This window comes from Leptospira ainlahdjerensis, assembly GCF_016919175.1.
Classification (GTDB): Bacteria; Spirochaetota; Leptospiria; order Leptospirales; family Leptospiraceae; genus Leptospira; species Leptospira ainlahdjerensis.
The window spans coordinates 62,354-83,595 of record NZ_JAFFPU010000068.1; the positions used below are offsets into that span (position 1 = coordinate 62,354).

Annotated in this window: 13 protein-coding genes; 7 read left to right on the forward strand and 6 right to left on the reverse strand. The window is 42.3% G+C overall.

Translation table 11 applies throughout. The annotated features are described in order from the left end of the window. Nucleotides 1–56: 56 nt before the first annotated feature. On the reverse strand, nt 57–3,434 hold the full coding sequence (locus tag JWG45_RS17100) for a methylmalonyl-CoA mutase family protein (protein WP_205280837.1): 3,378 nt from the start codon (nt 3,432–3,434) through the stop codon (nt 57–59). Nucleotides 3,435–3,469: 35 nt separating this feature from the next. Then, on the reverse strand, nt 3,470–4,273 hold the full coding sequence (locus JWG45_RS17105) for a lysophospholipid acyltransferase family protein (protein ID WP_205280838.1): 804 nt from the start codon (nt 4,271–4,273) through the stop codon (nt 3,470–3,472). Between the two features lie 219 nt (nt 4,274–4,492). Here JWG45_RS17105 and JWG45_RS17110 point away from each other — a divergent pair, with 219 nt between their 5' ends. Genes JWG45_RS17110 through JWG45_RS17120 form a run of 3 tightly spaced genes read left to right on the forward strand, consistent with a single transcriptional unit; the run spans nt 4,493 to nt 8,475 of the window. Next, nucleotides 4,493–5,458 (forward strand): phosphatase PAP2 family protein, encoded by a 966-nt coding sequence (locus JWG45_RS17110; RefSeq protein WP_205280839.1) that lies wholly within the window; start codon nt 4,493–4,495, stop codon nt 5,456–5,458. A 1-nt stretch (nt 5,459) separates the two neighbouring features. Continuing rightward, nucleotides 5,460–6,746 (forward strand): oligosaccharide flippase family protein, encoded by a 1,287-nt coding sequence (locus tag JWG45_RS17115; protein ID WP_205280840.1) that lies wholly within the window; start codon nt 5,460–5,462, stop codon nt 6,744–6,746. Next, the gene (locus tag JWG45_RS17120; protein WP_205280841.1) at nt 6,727–8,475 is read left to right on the forward strand and encodes a hypothetical protein; all 1,749 of its coding nucleotides are present in this window, start codon (nt 6,727–6,729) and stop codon (nt 8,473–8,475) included. Before JWG45_RS17115 ends, JWG45_RS17120 begins: the two co-directional genes overlap by 20 nt. Here JWG45_RS17120 and JWG45_RS17125 read toward each other — a convergent pair. The 4 genes from JWG45_RS17125 to JWG45_RS17140 are packed head-to-tail and all read right to left on the reverse strand — an operon-like array spanning nt 8,455 to nt 13,126. Then, nucleotides 8,455–9,369 (reverse strand): ATP-binding response regulator, encoded by a 915-nt coding sequence (locus JWG45_RS17125; protein ID WP_205280842.1) that lies wholly within the window; start codon nt 9,367–9,369, stop codon nt 8,455–8,457. The two genes, JWG45_RS17120 and JWG45_RS17125, sit on opposite strands and share 21 nt — an antisense overlap. Nucleotides 9,370–9,424: 55 nt before the next feature. Next, nucleotides 9,425–10,741, reverse strand: coding sequence for a S1C family serine protease (locus JWG45_RS17130; protein WP_205280851.1), 1,317 nt, complete (start codon nt 10,739–10,741; stop codon nt 9,425–9,427). Between the two features lie 38 nt (nt 10,742–10,779). After that, complete coding sequence (locus JWG45_RS17135) at nt 10,780–12,243, reverse strand: S1C family serine protease (RefSeq protein WP_205280843.1); 1,464 nt, start codon at nt 12,241–12,243, stop codon at nt 10,780–10,782. Continuing rightward, complete coding sequence (locus JWG45_RS17140) at nt 12,236–13,126, reverse strand: LIC11113 family protein (RefSeq protein WP_205280844.1); 891 nt, start codon at nt 13,124–13,126, stop codon at nt 12,236–12,238. Before JWG45_RS17140 ends, JWG45_RS17135 begins: the two co-directional genes overlap by 8 nt. Before the next feature lie 273 nt (nt 13,127–13,399). Here JWG45_RS17140 and JWG45_RS17145 point away from each other — a divergent pair, with 273 nt between their 5' ends. From JWG45_RS17145 to JWG45_RS17160, 4 genes are all read left to right on the forward strand, one after another. Next, on the forward strand, nt 13,400–14,251 hold the full coding sequence (locus JWG45_RS17145; protein WP_205280845.1) for a sulfurtransferase: 852 nt from the start codon (nt 13,400–13,402) through the stop codon (nt 14,249–14,251). 463 nt (nt 14,252–14,714) lie between these two features. Then, on the forward strand, nt 14,715–16,874 hold the full coding sequence (locus JWG45_RS17150) for an alpha-glucosidase (RefSeq protein ID WP_205280846.1): 2,160 nt from the start codon (nt 14,715–14,717) through the stop codon (nt 16,872–16,874). 2,973 nt (nt 16,875–19,847) lie between these two features. Then, nucleotides 19,848–20,357, forward strand: a complete 510-nt coding sequence (locus JWG45_RS17155; protein WP_205280847.1) for a GNAT family N-acetyltransferase — start codon at nt 19,848–19,850, stop codon at nt 20,355–20,357. Between the two features lie 181 nt (nt 20,358–20,538). Further along, nucleotides 20,539–21,105, forward strand: a complete 567-nt coding sequence (locus JWG45_RS17160) for a hypothetical protein (RefSeq protein ID WP_205280848.1) — start codon at nt 20,539–20,541, stop codon at nt 21,103–21,105. The last annotated feature ends 137 nt before the right edge of the window (nt 21,106–21,242 follow it).

The window sequence follows — 21,242 nt, forward strand, 5'->3', positions numbered from 1 at the left end:
TATAGAATATTGATTCCGATTTAGAATCAATATTCTAAATTTAGAATGTGACTTTCTTACATACTTCTACGATACTGTCCGCCGACCTCGTAGAGAGAATGGGTCATCTGACCGAGAGAAGCGACTTTGGAAGTTTCCATCAACTCTTGAAAGATGTTACCGTTAGTGAGGCTCGTTTTTTTCAACTCTTCCAGACGGAGCGCGCTCACGTTTTTATTTCTTTCCTGAAATTCTCTCAGGGCCTTGATCTGATCCTGTTTTTCGGCGTCGGTCGAACGAATCACTTCTTCGGGAATGATCGTAGGAGATCCTTCCTTGCTTAAGAACGTGTTTACTCCGATTACGGGAAATTCTCCATTGTGCTTTAGAGATTCGTAATAGAGAGATTCTTCTTGGATCTTGTTTCTCTGATACATCATCTCCATCGCTCCGAGAACTCCTCCTCTTTCGGAAATTCTATGGAATTCTTCCAGGATCGCTTGTTCGACCAAGTCGGTCAGTTCTTCGATGATAAAGGCGCCTTGTCCCGGGTTTTCGTTTTTTGCGAGTCCGAATTCGCGGTTGATGATGAGCTGAATCGCCATCGCTCTACGAACGGATTCTTCCGTCGGGGTCGTGATCGCTTCGTCATAGGCGTTCGTATGTAGGGAGTTACAGTTGTCGAAGATTGCGTATAACGCTTGTAAGGTGGTTCGGATATCGTTGAATGCGATCTCTTGCGCGTGTAGGGATCTTCCCGATGTCTGAATATGATACTTGAGCATCGAAGAACGTTCGTTGGCTCCGTATTTGTATTTCATTGCCTTAGCCCAGATTCTTCTCGCAACTCGTCCTATGACCGCGTATTCCGGATCGATTCCGTTCGAAAAGAAGAAGGAAAGGTTGGGTGCGAAGTCGTCGATTTTCATTCCTCTACTTAGAAAATATTCCACATAAGTCAGGCCGTTTGCAAGAGTGAACGCGACCTGTGTGATCGGATTCGCTCCGGCTTCCGCGATATGATAACCCGAGATGGAAACCGAATAAAAGTTTCTCACTTGTTTTGTGATAAAAAATTCCTGAATGTCTCCCATCATCTTCAGCGCGAATTCCGTCGAGAAGATACAAGTGTTTTGAGCTTGATCTTCTTTGAGAATATCGGCTTGCACCGTTCCTCTGACTACTTTTAGAGTTTCTTTTTTGATTGCCTCGTAAACTTCCTTTTCCAAAACCTGATCTCCCGTGACTCCGAGAAGCATCAAACCGAGACCGTCGTTTCCTTCGGGGATCGCCGCGTTGTATTTGGGAACCGGAAGATTTTTTTCTTTGTAGATCGATTCTATCTTTTTACGAATCTCCGTTTCGATTCCTTGCGCTTTGATATATTTTTCGCAGGCTTGATCGATCGCCGTGTTCATAAAAAAAGCGAGGACCATCGGAGCCGGACCGTTGATTGTCATCGAAACCGAAGTAGTAGGGTTGCAGAGATCAAAACCGGAATAGAGTTTTTTAGCGTCGTCGAGCGTCGCGATGCTCACGCCCGAGTTCCCGATCTTTCCGTAGATGTCCGGTCTTTCTCCCGGATCTTCTCCGTAGAGTGTCACAGAATCGAAGGCGGTGGAAAGACGTTGTGCGGGCATTCCCAAACTAACGTAGTGAAAGCGCGCGTTGGTTCTTTCGGGACCACCTTCTCCCGCAAACATACGGGTCGGGTCTTCTCCGGTTCTTTTAAAAGGAAACACGCCGGCGGTATAAGGAAATTCTCCCGGAAAATTTTCCTGAAACGACCAGCGAACGATTTCTCCCCAGTCCTTGAACTTAGGAGTCGCCACCTTAGGGATTTGTAAATGACTCAGAGATTCCGTTTTGTTTGCGACCTTGATCTCTTTGTCTCGGACCTTATAAGTAAAACTTTCTCCCTGGTAGTTTTTTAACTTTTCTTCCCAGGTTGCGAGAATCTGTTTTGCCTCCGCACTCAGAGAACTTTCAATTTTAGAATATTCTAATTCTATAATTTTTGTGTCCTGACCTGAGGACTTTAGGACTTCCTGTGCGCCGGCGAGCTGAAAGAGTTTTCTCGCTTTTGAGGATTCCTTTTCGGTCATCTGGTCGTAACGGTTGCATTCTTCGCGAATCTCCGCCAAGTAACGCACCCGGTCCGGAGGAATGATGAAGATCTTTTCGCTCATTCCGGCCTCTTTTCCGTAGGTACTCGTCCATCCGAGTTCTAACTTTTCGGAAACCGCGTGAATGACGTTGCTATAAAGACTGTTTGTTCCCGGATCGTTGAACTGAGAAGCGATCGTTCCAAAGACGGGCATCGTATCCACGTTTTCTTGAAACAGCTGTCTGGATCTTTGGTATTGTTTTTTAACGTCTCGAATCGCGTCGAGCGCGCCTCGTTTGTCGAACTTGTTGATCGCGATTAAGTCGGCGTAGTCGATCATGTCGATCTTTTCGAGCTGGGTAGCGGCTCCGTATTCGGGGGTCATCACGTAAAGAGAAACGTCGGCGACTTCGGTGATTTCGGAATCGCTCTGACCGATCCCCGCGGTTTCTACGATGATCAGATCAAAACCCGCACTTTTTAAAACTTCAATGCTCCGTTTAACGTTTTTGTTAAGCGCAATGTTTGCTTCTCTCGTAGCGAAGGATCTCATATAAACCCTTTCGTGAGAAATCGAATTCATTCGAATTCTATCCCCGAGAAGCGCCCCTCCGGTTTTTCTTTTGGAAGGATCCACGGAAAGGATCGCGATCGTTTTATCAGGAAAGTCGATCAAAAATCTTCGAACCAGTTCGTCCGTAAGGGAGGATTTTCCCGCTCCTCCAGTTCCGGTGATTCCGAGGATCGGGACTTTTTTGGAGGAGGCGGGGAACTGAAGTTTTTCGGTGAGAGCCGACTTTTCCAATTCTTCTCTTTCAAAAGTGTTTTCGACCAAAGTGATCGTTTGTGCGATCGCAAGCGGATTTTTTTCTTTGAGAGATGCGTGTAGGGTTCCGTTAAAACTCAGAGGAGGGATGAAGTCGGATTTGGAGATGAGGTCGTTGATCATTCCTTGCAATCCGAGTTCTCTTCCGTCGTCCGGAGAATAGATTCTTGCGACTCCATAGGCTTCGAGTTCTTTGATCTCGGATGGAAGAATGGTTCCTCCTCCGCCTCCGAAGACCTTGATATGAGCCGCACCTTTTTCTTTCAAAAGGTCTATCATATATTTGAAATATTCTACGTGACCGCCTTGGTAGCTCGTGATCGCGATTCCCTGCGCGTCTTCTTGGATCGCACATTCGACGATTTCCTTTACCGAACGGTTATGACCGAGATGAATGACTTCCACTCCGGAGGCTTGCAGAATTCTCCTCATGATGTTGATCGACGCGTCGTGTCCGTCGAAAAGGGAGGCCGCCGTGATAAAACGAACCTTGTATTTGGGAGTGTAGACTTGTGTTTCCATATTGATTCTTCTATAATAGATTCAAAAAATTGAATTTAGCTTTCGGGAGAGTCGATGAGTTTTCTCACGCGGTTCTCTAATTCTTCAGTGACCATTTTTGCGGCTTTTTTTAGGGGTTCTTTTGGAAACTGATCCGGATAGATGGGTTTTCCGATATTGTAAGTGATTTTGGAACCGAAAGCTTTTCCTGTCAGAAAGGATTCCGGTTTTAACATTCTCCAGGCTCCGTTGATCCCGCTCGGGATGATGGGAACTCCGGCGCGGATCGCGAGTTTTGCGGATAGGGCCTTGAAGGAGCCGGGTTCCAAGTTTTCGACTCTGGTCCCTTGCGGATATACCGAGATAAGTTCCCCTTTTTGGATCAACTCCACCATATAGTTTTCCAGGTTTTCGTAATAGGTCGCGGCGGACTTCGCGTCCTTCACGTTATGCGCTCTTAGGATGGGATGACCTCCCCAGTGCATCAATTGTTTTCCTTGAATTCCGCCGAGAGCGTTGAGTGCGGTGACAAGAGTTTGTTTCATCAGACTTAGGGGAAACGTATTTAAGGGAGAATCCGGATCGTTAAGAAGTTCGAGGACGGTTTCCTGAGGATGAAACAATTCGTATTTTCCGAGATAAATCACTTTTCTTAAAACCGACGTACCTTGTACGATCACATCCAGGTTGTCGGTGTGATTGGAAATGAGAACGGCGCCGCCGGATTCGGGAACGTTTTCGAGGCCCGTAACTTCCACCGAATAAACGAGGTTGAGAAGGGTTCTGAGAAATTGTTTTACGGGTTCTCTGGGAATGAGGAAAAGGCTTTCAAGAAGGTCGGATTCTGTTTGGGTTTCCATGCAAAGACTGCTTTTAGAACAAGTGTTCAATAAATATTGGATTTAGAATTCATTGTACCGAATGGAATCGAATTCATCAAGTTGGATTTTTAGAAAGCGGCTTGAACTTTCCGGCGTTTTCGAAGAATCCGCTTGTATTATCAAAAAGGAAAGAGCGTAAAAAAAATCCGAATTCGGGATCGATTTCGAAAAGAAATACGTTAGGAGAAAGGTGAAAGTATGAGTTGGTTTCAAGACTCTTTTTGGTTTGGGAATGGTTTTTTAGAAACGTTACGCGGGGCTGGGGCTTCTCTGGCTCCGACCTTGGGTTGGGTGAGTCTTTTGTTTCATCATCTCGGAGGGAATCTTTTTTTTATGATTCTTCTTTCGAGCGTTTATATTTTCTGGGATCGCAAACTTGGGATACGACTCGGAGTGGGACTTCTTACTTCCGGAATCGTAAACGGACTCGCGAAAGCCTATTTTGAAAGTCCGAGACCCTTGCTTGCTTGGATCGGTCCCGGAAGTTTAACGGAATTTGCATACGGATTTCCATCGGGTCACGTGCAGACTTCGGTTGTGATCTGGGGTCTTCTTCTTCTCAATTCGAAATCGAAACCGCTTCAATGGCTTTCGGGAATCGTAATTCTTCTGATGCCGTTTTCTAGAATGTATGCGGGAGTTCATTTTCCGGGAGACGTATTGGGGGGATTCGTTTTGGGACTTCTCGGACTATTATCGGTTCAACTTTTGTTTCGAATGGTTCCGGAGCTCGAAGCTCCGCGTCCGTTTCCGGGGCAGAATCTTTCCAATACAAAAACTTTATCTCTGATCATCGTAGTGGTGACTCTTCCATCGGTTCTTTTGTATTCGGAGAAGAATGGGATTGAAAAAGTGAAGTCTTACGAGCAAGTGATTTCGGCTTGTGGAGCGCTTGCCGGATTTGCGATCGGAATTCTGATATCGAAATATCATTCCTTGGATTGGAAGCCGATGAAAACCTGGAATGAAACCGGAAAAAGAACGGGGATTTTGATCGTGGGAGTTTTGCTTTTTTACTTTTTACCGGGTGTTCTCGTGCAAAAGTTTCTCCCAGAAAATCCGGTTGCAAGATATCTCAGGTACGGGATCGTTAGCAGTTACATCGGTTTTTTCTCCGTTTATCTATTGGCGCTTTGGAGAGAGAAAACAGATTTCAAAAAATAGAATGTTAAAACTTTCAGGGAAGGTGAAAAAAGTTTCTAACCTTGTGGTTCAGTTCCGGAAATCCGGAATGTTTAAATCCTCCCTGTTTGTCAGCATTTCCAAAGCGATCTCCTCTCTACTCAATCTTGTGTTTATGGTTTACTCCGTAAACATACTCACAAAAAGCGAGAACGGACTTTTTCAATACTACGCCGGATTTTTACCGGTGCTTCTTGCGATCGCCGAATTCGGACTTCCGGCCGCTTTGGTGAAATTTTTAGCTCCGGTCACGGGAGACAAACAAAAGATCGGGGTTTTATTGTCTTCTTCGATGTGGATCAAATTGGGAGCTCTGGGGGCGCTTGTTTTGATCAGTCTGATCGGCGCCGTACTTTTGAGAGAGAGTTCGATTGTAATCGCGCTTCTCGTATTGGGGAGTTTTGTCCTATCGTTCAATTCTTTTTTTGAAAGTATCTTTATCTGTTTTGGAAATTATATATCTTTGTCGTTTTGGAATCCGCTTCCGAATCTGGTGAGGCTTCTTGTGTTGTATGCGGCCGATCATTTATTCCAAAGGGCGCTCGGACATCTGGACATCCTCGCGATCTTTACGGCTTCTCCTCTGTTCGTATTGGTTCTTTTTTTCTTTGTGTTTCCGAGAAATCAACTCTACTGGAGCGGGGCAAGGGAGCAGGTGAAGGAGATGACGTCCACTTTGACTTCGTTTAACGGATACGCGTTTTTGGCGTCGATATTCGCGATGATTTCGGATCGGATGGAGATTTTCTTTTTAAAGTGGTATCATTCCCAGGAGTCGGCGGCGGTCTATGGGACCGCCTTACAGTTGTTCAGCGGATTTGTGATTTTGTTTTCGGTGATCAATTCTCTCATTTATCCAAAACTGTCCCGCCTCGTGGATTCGGAGGAATTTCCGAAGTTTCTTTGGAAGTCGATGCTCCTCGCGGTAGGAATGGCGGTATTGTTGTCGCCCGGATTTTTTCTCGCGGAATGGATCTTAAATCTATTGTTTCGAGGAAAATACGCGGATTCAATCGGAGTATTTCAGATCCTCTATCCGAACTATATGTTACAACTCGTGTTTTCACCGTTGGGAATTGCGTTATTCGCGCTTGGGCAACCGAGGATGCTCGCTTTCTTAGCGTTATTACGATTGGTTTGCGGACTTGTGCTCGCCAATTTGTTGATCCCCGAATACGGACCGACTGGGGCCGCGTCTTCCTACTTTTTGGGTCAGATCGTATCCTGGCTCATACTGACCGGATATTTTCTTGCATTCTTCCGGAGATGACAAACGGGTTTTCCTCGAAGGAAAAAATCGGGGCGGTTCCGCTGCGCGGACCGGGCTCTTCGCTCCGATCAATAAATTCAGAATTTCTAATTTAGGGAATCTGAATCTAACAATCAATTTATTGATCCCGCGTCGATCCCTACCGCGGAACCGAAACAAAAAAAACATTCATCGAAAATTCATCTTTCTGATTTGGATCGTATTGCCCTTTTCGACGATGAACTCCGAATCCTTTCCGGAATATAGGCTGGACGATCTTCTTTTTTTGCAGGAAGGGAAGAGGGAACTCAAAGGAAAGGGAAGGTTTACATTTCCCAAAAAAGAAACTTCCGATTCTACAAAAAAAGAAACGGAGAACGTTTTTGAAACCGATGTACAAGTCGAAAAAGAAGGATCGTATTCTACCGGTTCGAATTTGAAACCGGAACATTCCACGGGCCAAGATCCAGATTCAAAAAAAAACGATTCTTCTTTTTATCTCAACGCCGCCGTAATTTACAGAGGACTTACGCAAAACGGCGGAAAAAGGGAAGAGCAGGCTCAGAGAAGTTTTTCGAGAGGGACCGTAAGTCCCGAGTTCGGATGGGCGCAGAAAAAAAACAGATTCTATCAGAAAATTCTAATCTCTCCGTTTATCCAATACGAGGAATCGATCCTTGGAACCAAAACGGTAACGAGAGGCGCGGACGGGGAAGTTTTGTATCTGAGCGGATGGGAAACTCCGACGTGGAGGATCGGAATCGAAGCCGGAAGGGGCTATCAAAGACTCGATCGAAACGGATTTCTTTTTGTGGGATTTTTAAACTACGGAGAATTTTTAGCGAGGTGGAAGCCGATCGGGCTTTCCTTTTCCGCGATCGGGGCGCGGATGCAAAACTCGAATTTGTATTCCGAAAAAAATCCGGACGAATCTCCCCGAAGAATTTCGGGAGGAAGTTTATCCCTCTCTGAAAAATTAGGAATTGAGAATTTTAGAATATTCTACTATCTCTATCAAGAGTCGAGACAAGAAGCGATCAAAGGGGATTTGTTTCAAAAGGAAAGTCCGCTTCGTCCTTACGGTCGTTACCAATACTATGGATTCGAAGTTTCAACGGCGAAAATTTCCGGATGGAGTTTGGATCTGGACGGAATCGTCGTGAGCGGTTTTCGGGAATATGGAACAAATGCGTTTCAGAGTTACGGGACTTCGTTGTCGACTTTTGGAACTCTGCTCGGATCGAAGCTAAACTGGGAAAGATCGGAGGCTACTTACTTTCTAGGAGGCCTTTATACATCGAAGGATCCGAACCTGAAAACCGATTCGGACTCGAACGGATTTTCCGGAATTCGAACCGACCCGAGGGGTTACGGCGGAAAAACATCCTTTCTATTGATGGAGAGTCTGCTGCTCCAAGAGGGAACCGTTTTTCAAGAGGATGGAACTTCTTTACGACCAAACTACGAAAACAAAGGGCTTCAACTCTTTCAAGCCGGAACTCGTAAAACTTGGGAGAAACGATGGACGGCCCAGGCGACGATTCTCACTTCTTCTTCTCCGATGGGAAGGGGTTGGGAAGGAATCGGAACGGCGGGGTTTCAATCAGAACATTCTTATATTCTAACGAGTCTTTCGTATGCGATCGTGGACCCTCAAAAAGAGGAGAAAGTTCTGTTCGACGAATGGACAAAAAAAGCCGATAAAAAGGAATATTCCAGAATTTATCTCTCAGCCGGTTTTTACTTTTGATTGAGCTTCCACGGCTTTTTTTAGAGTTTTGCTAAACCGAACTTCGTTTCCGATTTCATTGTAGATCAACTCATCCACGTTCATTCTCACCAAAAAGATTCCTCTTCCGGAAAGGTGGCTCGCGTTCGGGTCGGTGACCGGATCGGGAACTTTCGAAGGATCAAAACCGGCCCCGTGGTCCTTTAGCAAAACGTAAATTTTCTGATTTTCAAAACTGATTTCCAACTGAACTACGTCGTTGAGTGCGTCGCAGATTTTATCCACGTGATCAAAATAATTTACGTCCGAGGAAAGAAGCGTTGATTTCTTTTCGTAGTTGATGCCCGCGGAACCGTGTTCGATCGAATTGCCGAGAAGTTCATACAAAGCGAGTTTGATCGCTAAAATATCGTCCGTATGAATCCCGGGAATCAGGGAAATCGAACGCATCACGAGATTCACGTATTGATTTAGATTTTTAAGGCTCGGCTTGATCGCGAATTGTTGTTTGGATTCGGTGAGTTGAAAGTGATTCTTACTGATCAATTCCTGGCTGGAAATAAAAAGATTCTCGAATTTCTGGAGAGAATGACGGATCGCGTCCATTCGAAACGGTTTGATAAAAAAGTCGACTGCCCCGAGACGAAGAGCGCGGATCGAAACGTCGATGTCCTGATTTCCGGTGATTACGATAAAAGGAGTTTCGACTCCCATATCTCTGAGTCTGGAAACAAAGTCGATTCCGCTCATCTTTGGAAGCCGAACGTCGGTCACGATCAGATCAAAAGAGTGGTTTTTACAGATTTCCAGGGCTTCTTCGGCCGTTCCTGCCAAAGTAAGATCATGCAAGGAACCGAATATTTCTCGGAATAAATCTCGAATTACTTCTTCGTCATCTAAGAATAGGATTCGCATAGGATCATTCCGGAATCAAAAATTACATTTTCGGAATGGATCCGTCAAGAGATTATCAGTCTAAATTGTCGAGTTTGTCCAGATTATAGTTTGAAAGAATCTTCTGATTTAGGGATTGCAATTGTTCTTTTTGAAACGTCGCAATCCGATTGCCTGAAAAACGAAAAACTACGAATTCGTCCTTACTTTCATTTAAGATTTCCTTTAAATCCGCGAGAGAACGTACACGTTTGTCGTTTGCGGATTCTAAGATTTGGTCTTGGAAATCGTGAAATCCTTGGTTTTCCGCGTCCGGGAACACTCTGCTGATAAAGACGAGACGGTTTTTTTCCGGGTGCGATTTCTTGTTATAGGATTCGTAGAGGTAGAGAAGTTTTTTATCCGAATTCTCTCTGTATTTATCGCCGGATTCCTTCAAATACGCTCCCGTGAGTTCGGTGAAAAAAAGACCTCCTGCGATGAGATAAGAAGGAGGTTTGTTTCCGGACTTGGAAGGGATAAAAAAGAATTCTTCCGTATACGGTTTTAGATTGTAGGAGATTTCCCTTTTTTTCCCGGCGCGAAAAATTCCGAAGGTGATTTGAGTTCCCGGCGGAGAATGATGATGATTTCGGGAAAGAATTCTCGAATAAACTTCCTGACGGTTCGGAGGAGTGGAAAATCCCTGACCGTTGATGCTATAGATCGCGTCGCCCGGAAATAAATTGTGGACCGGGCCGATTCCCGGAAGTACTTCCGAAACTACGATTCCGTGGGAAGAATCGGGAAAATAGAAGTTTTTTTCAGGAACCGTGAGCGCGTCGTCGAAATAAAATCCAGGATGAGTGATCGGATTGCTCGAAGCTCCGAGAAGAAAGGAACTTAGATATTCCGAGGGAATGTTCCAACGGCCGTCCGAATAACCGCAGATTCCATTTTTAGAATATAAGAATTTTCTTTCACTCGATTCCTCTTTTTGATGTTTACTCATCCTAAGGATCGAATGTGAAAAATCCGGATTGGCCCATTCCAACTTCGGAAAAAAATGAGAGCACCCGGATTGGTGGACGCCTGCGAAATGAGCGCGTTTTTTTTCGGAGAATTTTCCTCTTTGGGAAAAAAGCGCGAGGCCCGTCTCCGGATCGTGTTTGAAAATATACAAACGGGTTCCCGGTTTTGTTTCCGGATTCATTTCGGAAAAAAGAGGAAGTTCTCCCGGAGGAAGTAACGCGAGAATAAAATCCGGATTCGCGATGATAGCCGGAACTTTTCTTTCATAGTGCGCGCCTTTTTGCCAAGGATTCTGATGCGAAAACTTACGAAAGTGAACGAGGATCGTCTCCGCATTCAGAGAATCTGAAAACAAAAAAGCCAGAAGAAAAACCGGCAACATTCTAAAACAAAGATGTCTGGATAAAAACTGGAATACGATCATTCGTCCGCCTCCGCGTCGAAGCGTTTTTTGATGCGGACATTGATCCGGTCTAGGGTTTCCCGGTCGAGAACGATCGGAAGATTCACACCTCGAAATTTCAGGCTGATCGTTCCACCGTAGAATTTTTTCCAGAGGGATTTAAAATCCTCCAGACTCGAAGGAGTTCGATCGTTGATGGATTCTAAGATCTTATAACGATAACCCGCATATTTAGAATTCAAAGGGTCCGGATAAACTCCGGAAAGAATGATGTCGCGGTCCGTAAATCGATAGAGTTCGTCTTGGATATAATAACTGTAGTGATAACGAAGGGAACTTTCCAGACGTTTGGAATCTCCTCCTGCGAGCGCGCGGTTCACGGGTTGAAACAAAAAACCGCCGGAAAGAAAACTAGTTCCGCTTCCTTGTTGTCTGTAAAGATCCAGAGAAGGGACACGTTTGAGAGTACCTTCCACTTTGTAATTTTTTCCGTTTCGATAAAAGAAGATCTTAACCGGATCGCCGATGAACTTGTTCTCGATCATCTCGCCTATAAAAACGCCGCTCGGATCCAAAATTCCGCCTTCGTCGTTCAAGTAGGCTTCGTCGATTTTATAAACGAAATCCTCCGGTTTTAAAAGATCCGAAAAAGAAGAATCCGGATAAACCGTATTGATCAAAATTCCGTTCAATCCTTCCGGAATTTTGAGATAGTTTTTTAAGGAAGAAGAATAGCCGTTTTGAAAACTAAAACCCGGAAATGGAAAACCGTGATACGTTTCGTCTTCCACATCCTTTAGGAAGTGATTGATAATTTCCGGCGGAATCAGATAAGCCACGTTGCCTTGCGATTGACTGACTTGAAACGTAACCCCCGAAACTTTTCCGTTTTGGATCGCCGGGCCGCCGGAATAACCGGGAACGATGTTTGCATTGACTCGAATCGCCTTTCTATAATCCAAACCTGTAAAGGAATAACGAACCCTTTCGAATCGGGAAACATTCCCGTTTTCTAATGTGATATTGTCGTCTCCTCCAGGATAACCTAAGATCAAAAGATTACTTCCGAGCGCGGGGGAGTTCTCGGCGATTTCCAAGGCTTCGATCCCGTTGAAAAATTCTTCGTCCTCGACTTGTAGGATCGCGAGATCGCAGTCGAAGCCGATGTATTGAACTTTTGCTTTGTAAAATTTGCTCGAATTAAAATGTTTCACCTTGAGATAACTCGAATTGGAAACCACGTGAGCGTTCGTAAGAATTCGGTTTCCAGAGATGATCATACCTGTGCCGGCGTCCCGGTTGATGGACTTTTCCGAATAACCGGATTGTTCTTCCTTTTCGGAAAACGTGTCGCTACGGATGATTACGACGCTGTCGAGTAGGGCCTTTAAGTCTGCGGAATTTCCGTTTTGAGCGGAAAGAGAGGAACCCAAAGTGATACTTAAGAAAAGTAGAATATTGTGAAGCGTATTTTTATTCATTGTAGATTTCCGCGTCTTGCCAGACGATTTTATCCGGTTCGATGGAATGGATTTTCAATTTTCCGAGATATTTCGCTCCTTCCTGGATCTGATCCGTGTCCTTATCATCCAGACGGATTTTTCCCAAGAAGTCGGATTTGATACGGATAAAAGAATACGGAGAAGAAGGAATACAACTCGCCTGAAACGAAAAATACGTGGCCTTGTCCCAGTAAAAATCGGAATCCTTTTTTAAAAAGATAAGAGGACAAGAAGAATCGAAGAAAATTTCCTTTCCGGAATTTAAGCTTCTTTTCGCCGGGTGTTTGGCGATGCTTAAGAAATATTGGAGACCGAAGTTGTCCTTATAGTCTTTTGGAGGACGGATTTTTTCGGAATGAGTTTCTTTGTTCGGTTTCTTTTTCGGATCCCAAGAAGAATGTTCTTCGACTCCGAGATCGTAGGAAGGTTTTACTTCGAGATAGACTTTCTTACCGATTTTTAAAACTTCACCCAGAGAAATTCTTTCGGGATTGTTTTTCCAAGAACTCCACTGAGAACCGAGATAGATAAAACCGGGAAATTTTTCCTCCTTACAATTGTAAGAGAGATAAATCACTTTTTCAAAACGACCGGATTCTTCAAATATGCAAGGACTTACGGGAACTGAATTGTGTTTTCTTCGAAAAGATACGGCTAAAAATTCCGAAGGGCTTTTCTGAAATTCTTTGAGAAAGAGTTTGAATTCTTCCTGCGCGCCGCGCGTTGGATCGGGTTCGGCGGAAATTCTGCGCGAATTCAGGATGAGGAAAAGAAGAATCCAGACAAAGGGAATCCATTTCTTTCGAAATTTTTTCGAAGAATCGGATCTCAGAGTACGATCTTTCCTGAATTCTCTTATCATTGTTAAGAATATCGGTCTTTGCTCCCCCCGATATTAAATCCTCTCTGGCAAAGAGATCGACGAAATCGATTTCGGATTTGTTTTTAGAGAAGAATTCCGAGATTCTTCCCGATTTCGGATGATCGGCGATCAACGAAGAGGATGATTTTTATTCTTCTCTTATGTCCCAAAATTCTAATCTTTTTTAAAAAAAAGTACATCGGAAATCTCTGGCTAAAAATAATGGTTAAATCCAAAGAATAAGACTCATTTCGATAGATAGGGTAGGTTAGCTTGTCCAGCTGGAATTTTATTAAAACTGATCTCAACGAGAAAGACTTTTTGATCGATTGCCGTTCGTCTGCGGCTTATCAAGAATCTACTCTGAGAGGAGCCTATAGCTTTCCTTTTATTAAGAAGGCATTCGCATCGGATCCGGAATCTCAAAAGAAGATGACCGGTCCCATAGAAGAAATTTTGAAACTCATACAGAAAGAAGGATCGACGCGTGTTATCGCCTTTGATGAAGGAATGGGTATGTTTGCGTCGAGAATGGTTTTTCTTTTGAGAGCCGCCGGATATCAGAACGCTTTTCTCTATGGGAGCCGTTGGCCTTCCCAGGGAGTGGCTTTGGAAAAAGGTTCGAAAGAAATAGAGGTCGGCCCCGGAGACAAACCGAAAAAACTCGAAGGAGTGGTGGATAAGGCTTTCCTTGAAAAGAATTTAACTCGTCTTCAAATTTTTGATACGAGAACTCAGGAAGAATACGAAGGAAAACTTCCAAGACTCACGGCTCCGGAACCCGGTTCTTTGTGCGGCCGTCTTCCCGGAGCCTTTCTTTGGGACTGGAGAATTCTTTATGACGGTCAGGGAAATCTGATCGAAAAAACTCAGTTTAACAAAAAGCTGAGATCGTTTCCGTTCATGGCGGAACGGACCACCGTGATTTACGATTACAACGGCGCGAGATCTTCCCTTCTTGCATTGATGTTACGCGAGGTCGGTTATTTGGATGTTCACACGTATCAAGGTTCTTGGTTTGAGTGGAGAAGATCCAGTCTTCCCAAACAAGCCGTCTCCGTTTATGGACAAAGTGGTTCCAGCGCGGCTGCTCCGAGAATCGGTGGAACCGATCGTAAATCCTAAAAAGGATTTTTTAAGAACGTTTCGAGCGAGCTATAAAACTCGCGTTTGACGTATTATAAAAAAGTAAAAAGGATTCGGAAACGAATCCTTTTTTTTATGTAAGGAAGCGGATTTGTCCTTTGTTTTCCATCAAGAATCATCGCAAAATCGAGAAAGAAGATAAAAATCTTTTTTGCGAATTTTAATCTTTGTGTGAGTTCCCGCATTTGGGTTTCTTTCGGGAGTTCAAAAAAAAGTTTTCGGGGTCGCGGATATCCATCCGCCGATTTGCAAAATTTCAGATTTTTCGTATCATCGAAGATCGTGTGAGTTCCCACATTGAGAGTTCTTCCGGGGAGTCCCAGAATCTTTTGTATTCCATTCTTTAGCGATGTCCTTTCGGAAAGAAGGTTGGAAATAAATTAGAACTGGATTTTTGTGAGATCCCTGATACTTCGGTAGTATCTTTTTATCGGGAGTTTCCATGTTCTTACGGTCGTTATCGATTCTTGCGGTTCTTTTTTGTTTTTCATTCTGCAATCGTCCTTTCGCAAATTACACCAGACTTTCGCTTCCGACGGAGAAACAATTCCGTTTTGGAAAAGGATTTGAAGCAGTTCAAAAAGAGGAAGTTTTGGAAATTCGTTCTTCTCAGGGAATTTTTCTGGAACTCTCTTTACGATCTCCTTTCTTATCCGCCGCTAAGGGAGAACAAAAAGTAAAATCGAAATTTGCTTCTTTTGAAATCAAAGATCAAATCCAAGTTCGTTGTAATTCTCAGAGCATCGATGCGATTTTTTCCAATGAAAAGGAACTCATAATTTCCGGAAAACTCGAAGGAGAAAATTGTAAGAGTTACTATGAGATTCGTTTTGTTTCGTTAGACGAAACGGCCCTGGAATTTAAGGTAGTATTTTCGGATTCTTCTTTGAATCGTTCTTACATACGGATTCTTTCGGAAGAGACTGAAAATATCTTCGGACTCGGAGAACAATTCTCCCATTTTAATTTAAAGGGAAAAACTCCGTTTTTGTTTACCGAGGAACAAGGTTTGGGAAGGGGAGATCAACCCATCACCGCAGGAGCCAATCTTATGGCGGGCGCGGGAGGAAACGAATATTCCACTTATACCCCGATTCCATTCTTTCTGACTTCCAAAAATCGATCTCTCTATTTTGAAAACACTTCGTATTCTATATTCGATTTTTCTAAACCGGAAGAGATCACGATCTCGTTTCGAGAGAACGGCCTCAAAGGAACGATCTGGAAAGACGTTTCTCCCGTAAAACTCGTTCAGAAATTTGCTCTGAAAACGGGGAAGGCTCCGATACTTCCGGATTGGGCCTATGGAACTTGGCTCGGAGTCCAAGGCGGAAAGGAAGTCGTATTAAAACATATCGAAGACGCGAAAAAAGCAGGAAACCCGATCACCGCACTTTGGATCCAGGATTGGGTGGGAAGAAGAAAGACAAGCTTCGGTTCCCAGCTCTGGTGGAGATGGATCGCGGATGAAAAGTCTTATCCCGATTTTAAAAAATTCTGTTCCGACTTAAACGCACAAGGGATTTCTGTATTAGGATATTTGAATCCTTTTTTGGCAAACGAAGGGCCTCTTTTCGAAGAGGCGGTTAAAAAGAATTACCTCGTAAAAAACAAAAACGGAAAGGACTACGAGATCGCGACCGCGGGTTTTCCTGCTTACTTGCTCGATCTTACAAACCCGGAAGCCGTGAAATGGATTCAGGGAATCATCCAAAAAAATATGATCGGAGCCGGGCTTTCGGGCTGGATGGCAGACTTTGGAGAATGGTTGCCTCTCGACGCGGTTTTGTATTCGGGCGTAAACGCTGAAAGCTATCATAACGTGTATCCGGTCGAATGGGCCCGAATCAATCGAGAAGCGATCCGGCAAGCGGGCAAGGAAGGAAAGATCGTATTCTTTACAAGAGCGGGTTACAGCGAATCGATGAAACATTCCACTCTCTTTTGGGAAGGGGATCAGATGGTGAGTTGGGGAGAACACGACGGTCTTATCTCCGCTCTTACGGGTCTTTTATCCGGGGGCCTTAGCGGAATTTCTCTCAATCACAGCGATATCGGTGGTTATACGACGATCAACAACCCGATCAGAGATTACCACCGTTCGAAGGAGTTGTTTCTACGTTGGGCGGAATTGAACGTCTTTAGTCCCGCCTTTCGAACACACGAAGGAAATCGCCCCGAAAAAAACCATCAAGCCTACAGTGACGAAGAAACAATTCGAGAATTCGCGAGATACGGAAAGATGCACTTCGCATTAAAAGAATATCTGCAAGCTCTCGTAAAAGAAGCTTCTCTCACCGGACTACCCGTGGTTCGTCCGTTGTATCTACACTATCCAAACGATCGCCGAACACACGAGATCAAAAACGAATTTTTATTGGGAGAAGATCTTTTGGTCATACCCGTTTTACAAAAGGGAGAAATCACCGTAGAAGGATATCTTCCCGAAGGAGAATGGGAACATCTCTGGACTGGAAAAATTTTTATCGGAAAACAAGAGATCGAGGTGGAAAGTCCTTTGGGTAGCCCCGCGATCTTTTTAAGGAAGCACGGGGTTTGGTCCCACAAGCTGAGGCGCGCTCTTCTTCCTTTCAAACGATAAACGAAGAAAAAGAAAGTTAAGGAAATAGAAGGTGTTGCGGGAATCGGAATCAAACGGAAGAATATTCTAAAAAATAAATATAGATCCGTTTGTGTATTCGCCCGTTGTAATTTTTTTCTACGTCTATTCCAGTAAGAGAAAAACGAATCGCAACTTTCTGCCGATTTCAAATAAATGTTAGAAAGGGCAGGGGTTCGAAATCGAAAGGTCGGAGAATTAAATATTTGTAATACGAATTTCGATGAAGAAAAAGACTCCTATCTTCCCTATGAAATAATTTTCAAAGAAGAATTATCGAGCCCCGATTCGTTTCCCAAAAAATCGATTCCGATCGATCTTTCGGAGGTGTTTGAGTAGATTCGATTCGGATCAAATCCGAGGAGTTGTGCACGCCTTTTAACAAAACCAGTGCTACTTGAAGTCAATTCTATATTTTGATACGAAAATAACTTCTCAATTCAAATCCGCAGAATCGGAATTTCTTTCTCGAATAAAAACATTAAGAGAACTCTGGAAACGAAATCGGCATTAAGAATTTAGGCCCATTTTTGCCCTCGCGTAGAATATCTTCGAAATTCGCGCTTTCTATGAATGGCAACCATCAGTCAGTCTACATAAGAAACGATCTTGAGGATTTTTCTTACATTACTACTTAGCATTCCGATACAACAATTTATTTTTACAAGTAAGGCAAAATGCTAATCTATAATTTCAAATCAATCAGAATTAGAAGAATCGGCGCTCAGCACTCGATAGAGAAGACTTCATCCGAGAGTGTGGAGAAAAAATATCTTTCCTGCTTGTCGTTCCTCGAAAATGTTTTAATTGTAAGGTGGTTTTATCGCTTGAAAGTATGTATCGTAATTATTGAGAATCTCTAACTTGGATAGTGTATTTATAGTTTCATAGGATAAAAACTTGTGAAAAGTTCTCTTCAAACAATCAAAGCACCGGATTTAGAGTTTTTTACCTGTTTTGATTTTTTAGGATATACTTTTGGAGATCATTTTTTCTAATTTCGGCCACATCCGCTTGGATCACTTTCAAGTACGTTTTCCCTCGTTTGGGACTTTCTTTTGATTTTGCACATTACAAGCAAAATCGGAAAAGAGGGTGTCATCCCTGATTCAAGATTATAAATAATTTTGGACTATCTTGATTTGCATTCGTATATATACAATGTCCGGTTATGTAAACAATTACTAAATTTTCTCTTCCTAATTTTCGAAAACATTGATTAAACTTAATATAATTATGGAGATTTTATTGAGATTCTGTACGACTAGAAATTTGAGATAAGTCTTCTTGCAAATAGTAAGAAATAATTTTTTAATTTCTAAAATCGCTATTCAGAGGATGTAAGGTGAATGATGATATGATGAATTATTTATATTAGAGTGTGTTGATTCATTATTTTGAAAAATATCCCGTCTTCTCTATTTTGCTTTCTATTTGAAGATTTTCCTTCTATGATTTGTTACAAACAGGCCCAGTCGGAACCGACCCTTTTTGCCGTTTTTCCTATACGCAAAACATAGAGGAATTATCTGGTGGTTTTTCAAAAGTAATTCTTGACCTCATTTTTTTACTCTCCTATTTCCTTTTCGCAAACCTGGATGTCCTACTTTCTTTCGGATAGAGTCGATTATTTGGCCGTCTATTTACGTTAGTCTCATTTATATTACTGAGGGACTCCTGATCTCGAGAGTTTTAATGCGACCAAACTCATGTTTATGAACAGAAATATTAAATTTATGCTTCTTATTTGAAATTTTAGAACTATTGAAATGTTAATTTTAATCGAGGTCGAGTGATGTATGGCAAGGGAAGGATGATGATATTCTTTTTTTATATTATCGATTACTCGAAATTCAAATATATAGACATACAAGTTGAGAAAAGATTGGAATTAAATTTGATTTAGCAAAGATAAGAATGTGGAATCTCTGACGAAGAAATTATCACATCGATAAGAAGAATGGAAGGGGTGATCCGGCTGTAAAGATTTTATTGGGTCTCTTTCAGATGCAGGCCGCGGCCACTGAATTCTCCGAATATTTTTTTTAAAATTGAATTGGTGTAATGCTTTGATTTTGATTCTTAGATTTGTTTGTGGCACAATACGGCCTTTTATGCGGTTGTCTTGTAGTCCCCCAGGTATATATTCGAACATCCTGCAACGCCTTTCGTTCACAAATTTTACTAAAATGCAAATGTCCGGAAGTCTCTCCTTTTTTTTAAGGTCACTTAATAATTGCTTATCACAAGGAGTAGAAGATTTATTAAGAAAGAGTAAATCAAAGCAAAAAGTCAGTAAGCTCTTGGACGGTATAGTTATAATGCCTCTCTTGCTTCAATGTGAATGTGCGCCGGCTCGCGATGGTGACATTGATAACACTTGGTTCTTTGGGATCGTATCAATCTGTTTATTTTTCCTATTACAATTGCTTACTCTGATACTGGATAAGAAATTTATAATTTTCCCTTTTGCGGGAATGTTTGCTTGCTTTTCCGTTTACTTGATCTCTGAGGTAATGCTGATTACCTATGAAGAGACATGTAATAGACGGATTGGCAATGGAGGTTGTTGGTCAATATCTTCCTTAACTTTAAAAGAAGGAATAGTGACCGTGATCAATTTAACTTCAGTGGTTCTATTCCTTTTACTTTTCATTTTTGTGATCGTTTATTTGATAAAGTTCTTGTATGATTATATGTATAACGAAGAGAAAAAGGACTTATAGGAATTTTCGAACCGTTTTATTCTTTCTGCATTTGTCTTCCAAAAAACTTTGGCGGATCGTTTTGTCACTCTTGACGGAGAAAAAGATAAGACAGATTGCGCCTTGAGATAATTATAATAATATCCATACAGAATGTTTTTGTTAAGAGATGTATAAATGAACTAAGAAAAATAAATTATTTACTTTAGTTGACCGCAGAAGACGAATTATAAGAATAAAATCAAACAATATGATAGAAACGAGAAGACTTTTTATAAAGCCATTAACCTATGAGCAACTATTGAAATATATAAAATGCGATAACTCTTTAGAAAAAGAGCTGCACTTGAATGAAAGTTCAAGAACGATTTCTCCTGAATTAAAAGAAGCCTTTGAGCATACTATTCTTCCTAATGTGGCCAACAAGAGTAGAAACTATTTGTATTTCACGCTTTGGACGGCAATTTCAAAGGAAGAAAATAAAATGATAGGTGATTTGCTTATAGTAGGAGAGCCAAACGCAGATGGCGAAATTGAAATTGGTTACGGGACTTACGACGAATTTCGAAACAACGGATTTATGACTGAAGTTGTGAACGGAATGATTGGTTGGGCTGGAATGCAACCGAGCGTGAAATCTGTAACCGCTTCGACAGACAAAACGAATGCGGCATCTTATAAGGTTCTTGAAAAAAATAATTTCATAAAAGTCGGAGAGACCGAGACTTTATCAAATTGGAAGTTGATTCTGGAAAAGTAACAGACATTTAAGTTAGAAACGGGACGGCTTTTGGCTTGATCGCAGAACGAAGTTTTTCTCAAATTTTGATTGTGCGAAAATTTATGGACACTGTTTCCAAATTTATAGCGGTTATCTAAAAATATAGTCAGTAATGTATCTCATAAGAAATGGTAATGAAACACGTTGCGGAACGCGAAAGATGATTCTTTGGGATCGAGATCTAAATACAAAAAAACCGGAACAACGAGGTTTTTCAGTGAAAGTGATGAATAGAATATTCGAAAAGTTGCATCCATTTTGCAGGAACGATTTGATTGCAGGGCTTTGTGCCGGTTTTGGAAGGGGTCTTAATAAGAAGCTTTTTTTTGTATCGATTCTTTTTTCTTCCGCATTGACCGCTCAGGAATTTAAAACCGGAGTTCACTTGATCAATCGGGACAAAGTTTCTCATACGATCGTTTATACGGAGAGCATGAGCCCGTCTTCTCAGATCTGTTTTGTGAAGAAGTCTACAAAGGCAATGAAAAACGGAATCGTCCCGGTTTCTCAGAGGGAGAACGTAAAAGGTTTTCGGATTCTTTTCAAGGAGAACGATTCGAAAAAATTTCAGACGATGACAAGGGCCGTGATTGAACCGGGCACGACCCTTTCTTGTCTGAGTATGGAACTCGATTCTATTTCTTTTGGAAAAGAAAGATGGAATCAAAAAATCAAGGATCAAACGCTGATTATAGAAAACGGAAGTCTCATCTTTCGAAAAAAGTAGAAACTTTTTTTCACTCGTTTCGGATATCGTTTCTTTTTATGAAAACAAAAACGTCCTGAGTTGAGGTTCAAACGTTTTGGTATTTTTCAAAAAAAAATTGACCGATAAACATTATCGAATCCTCCACGAAAAAGGAT

Coding starts and splice junctions, on each gene's coding strand:
- JWG45_RS17150 (WP_205280846.1), top strand. CDS start 14,715: ATGTTCTTACGGTCGTTATCGATTCTTGCGGTTCTTTTTTGTTTTTCA.
- JWG45_RS17100 (WP_205280837.1), bottom strand. CDS start 3,434: ATGGAAACACAAGTCTACACTCCCAAATACAAGGTTCGTTTTATCACG.
- JWG45_RS17155 (WP_205280847.1), top strand. CDS start 19,848: ATGATAGAAACGAGAAGACTTTTTATAAAGCCATTAACCTATGAGCAA.
- JWG45_RS17140 (WP_205280844.1), bottom strand. CDS start 13,126: ATGATAAGAGAATTCAGGAAAGATCGTACTCTGAGATCCGATTCTTCG.
- JWG45_RS17160 (WP_205280848.1), top strand. CDS start 20,539: ATGATTCTTTGGGATCGAGATCTAAATACAAAAAAACCGGAACAACGA.
- JWG45_RS17105 (WP_205280838.1), bottom strand. CDS start 4,273: ATGGAAACCCAAACAGAATCCGACCTTCTTGAAAGCCTTTTCCTCATT.
- JWG45_RS17125 (WP_205280842.1), bottom strand. CDS start 9,369: ATGCGAATCCTATTCTTAGATGACGAAGAAGTAATTCGAGATTTATTC.
- JWG45_RS17110 (WP_205280839.1), top strand. CDS start 4,493: ATGAGTTGGTTTCAAGACTCTTTTTGGTTTGGGAATGGTTTTTTAGAA.
- JWG45_RS17135 (WP_205280843.1), bottom strand. CDS start 12,243: ATGAATAAAAATACGCTTCACAATATTCTACTTTTCTTAAGTATCACT.
- JWG45_RS17130 (WP_205280851.1), bottom strand. CDS start 10,741: ATGTTGCCGGTTTTTCTTCTGGCTTTTTTGTTTTCAGATTCTCTGAAT.
- JWG45_RS17115 (WP_205280840.1), top strand. CDS start 5,460: ATGTTAAAACTTTCAGGGAAGGTGAAAAAAGTTTCTAACCTTGTGGTT.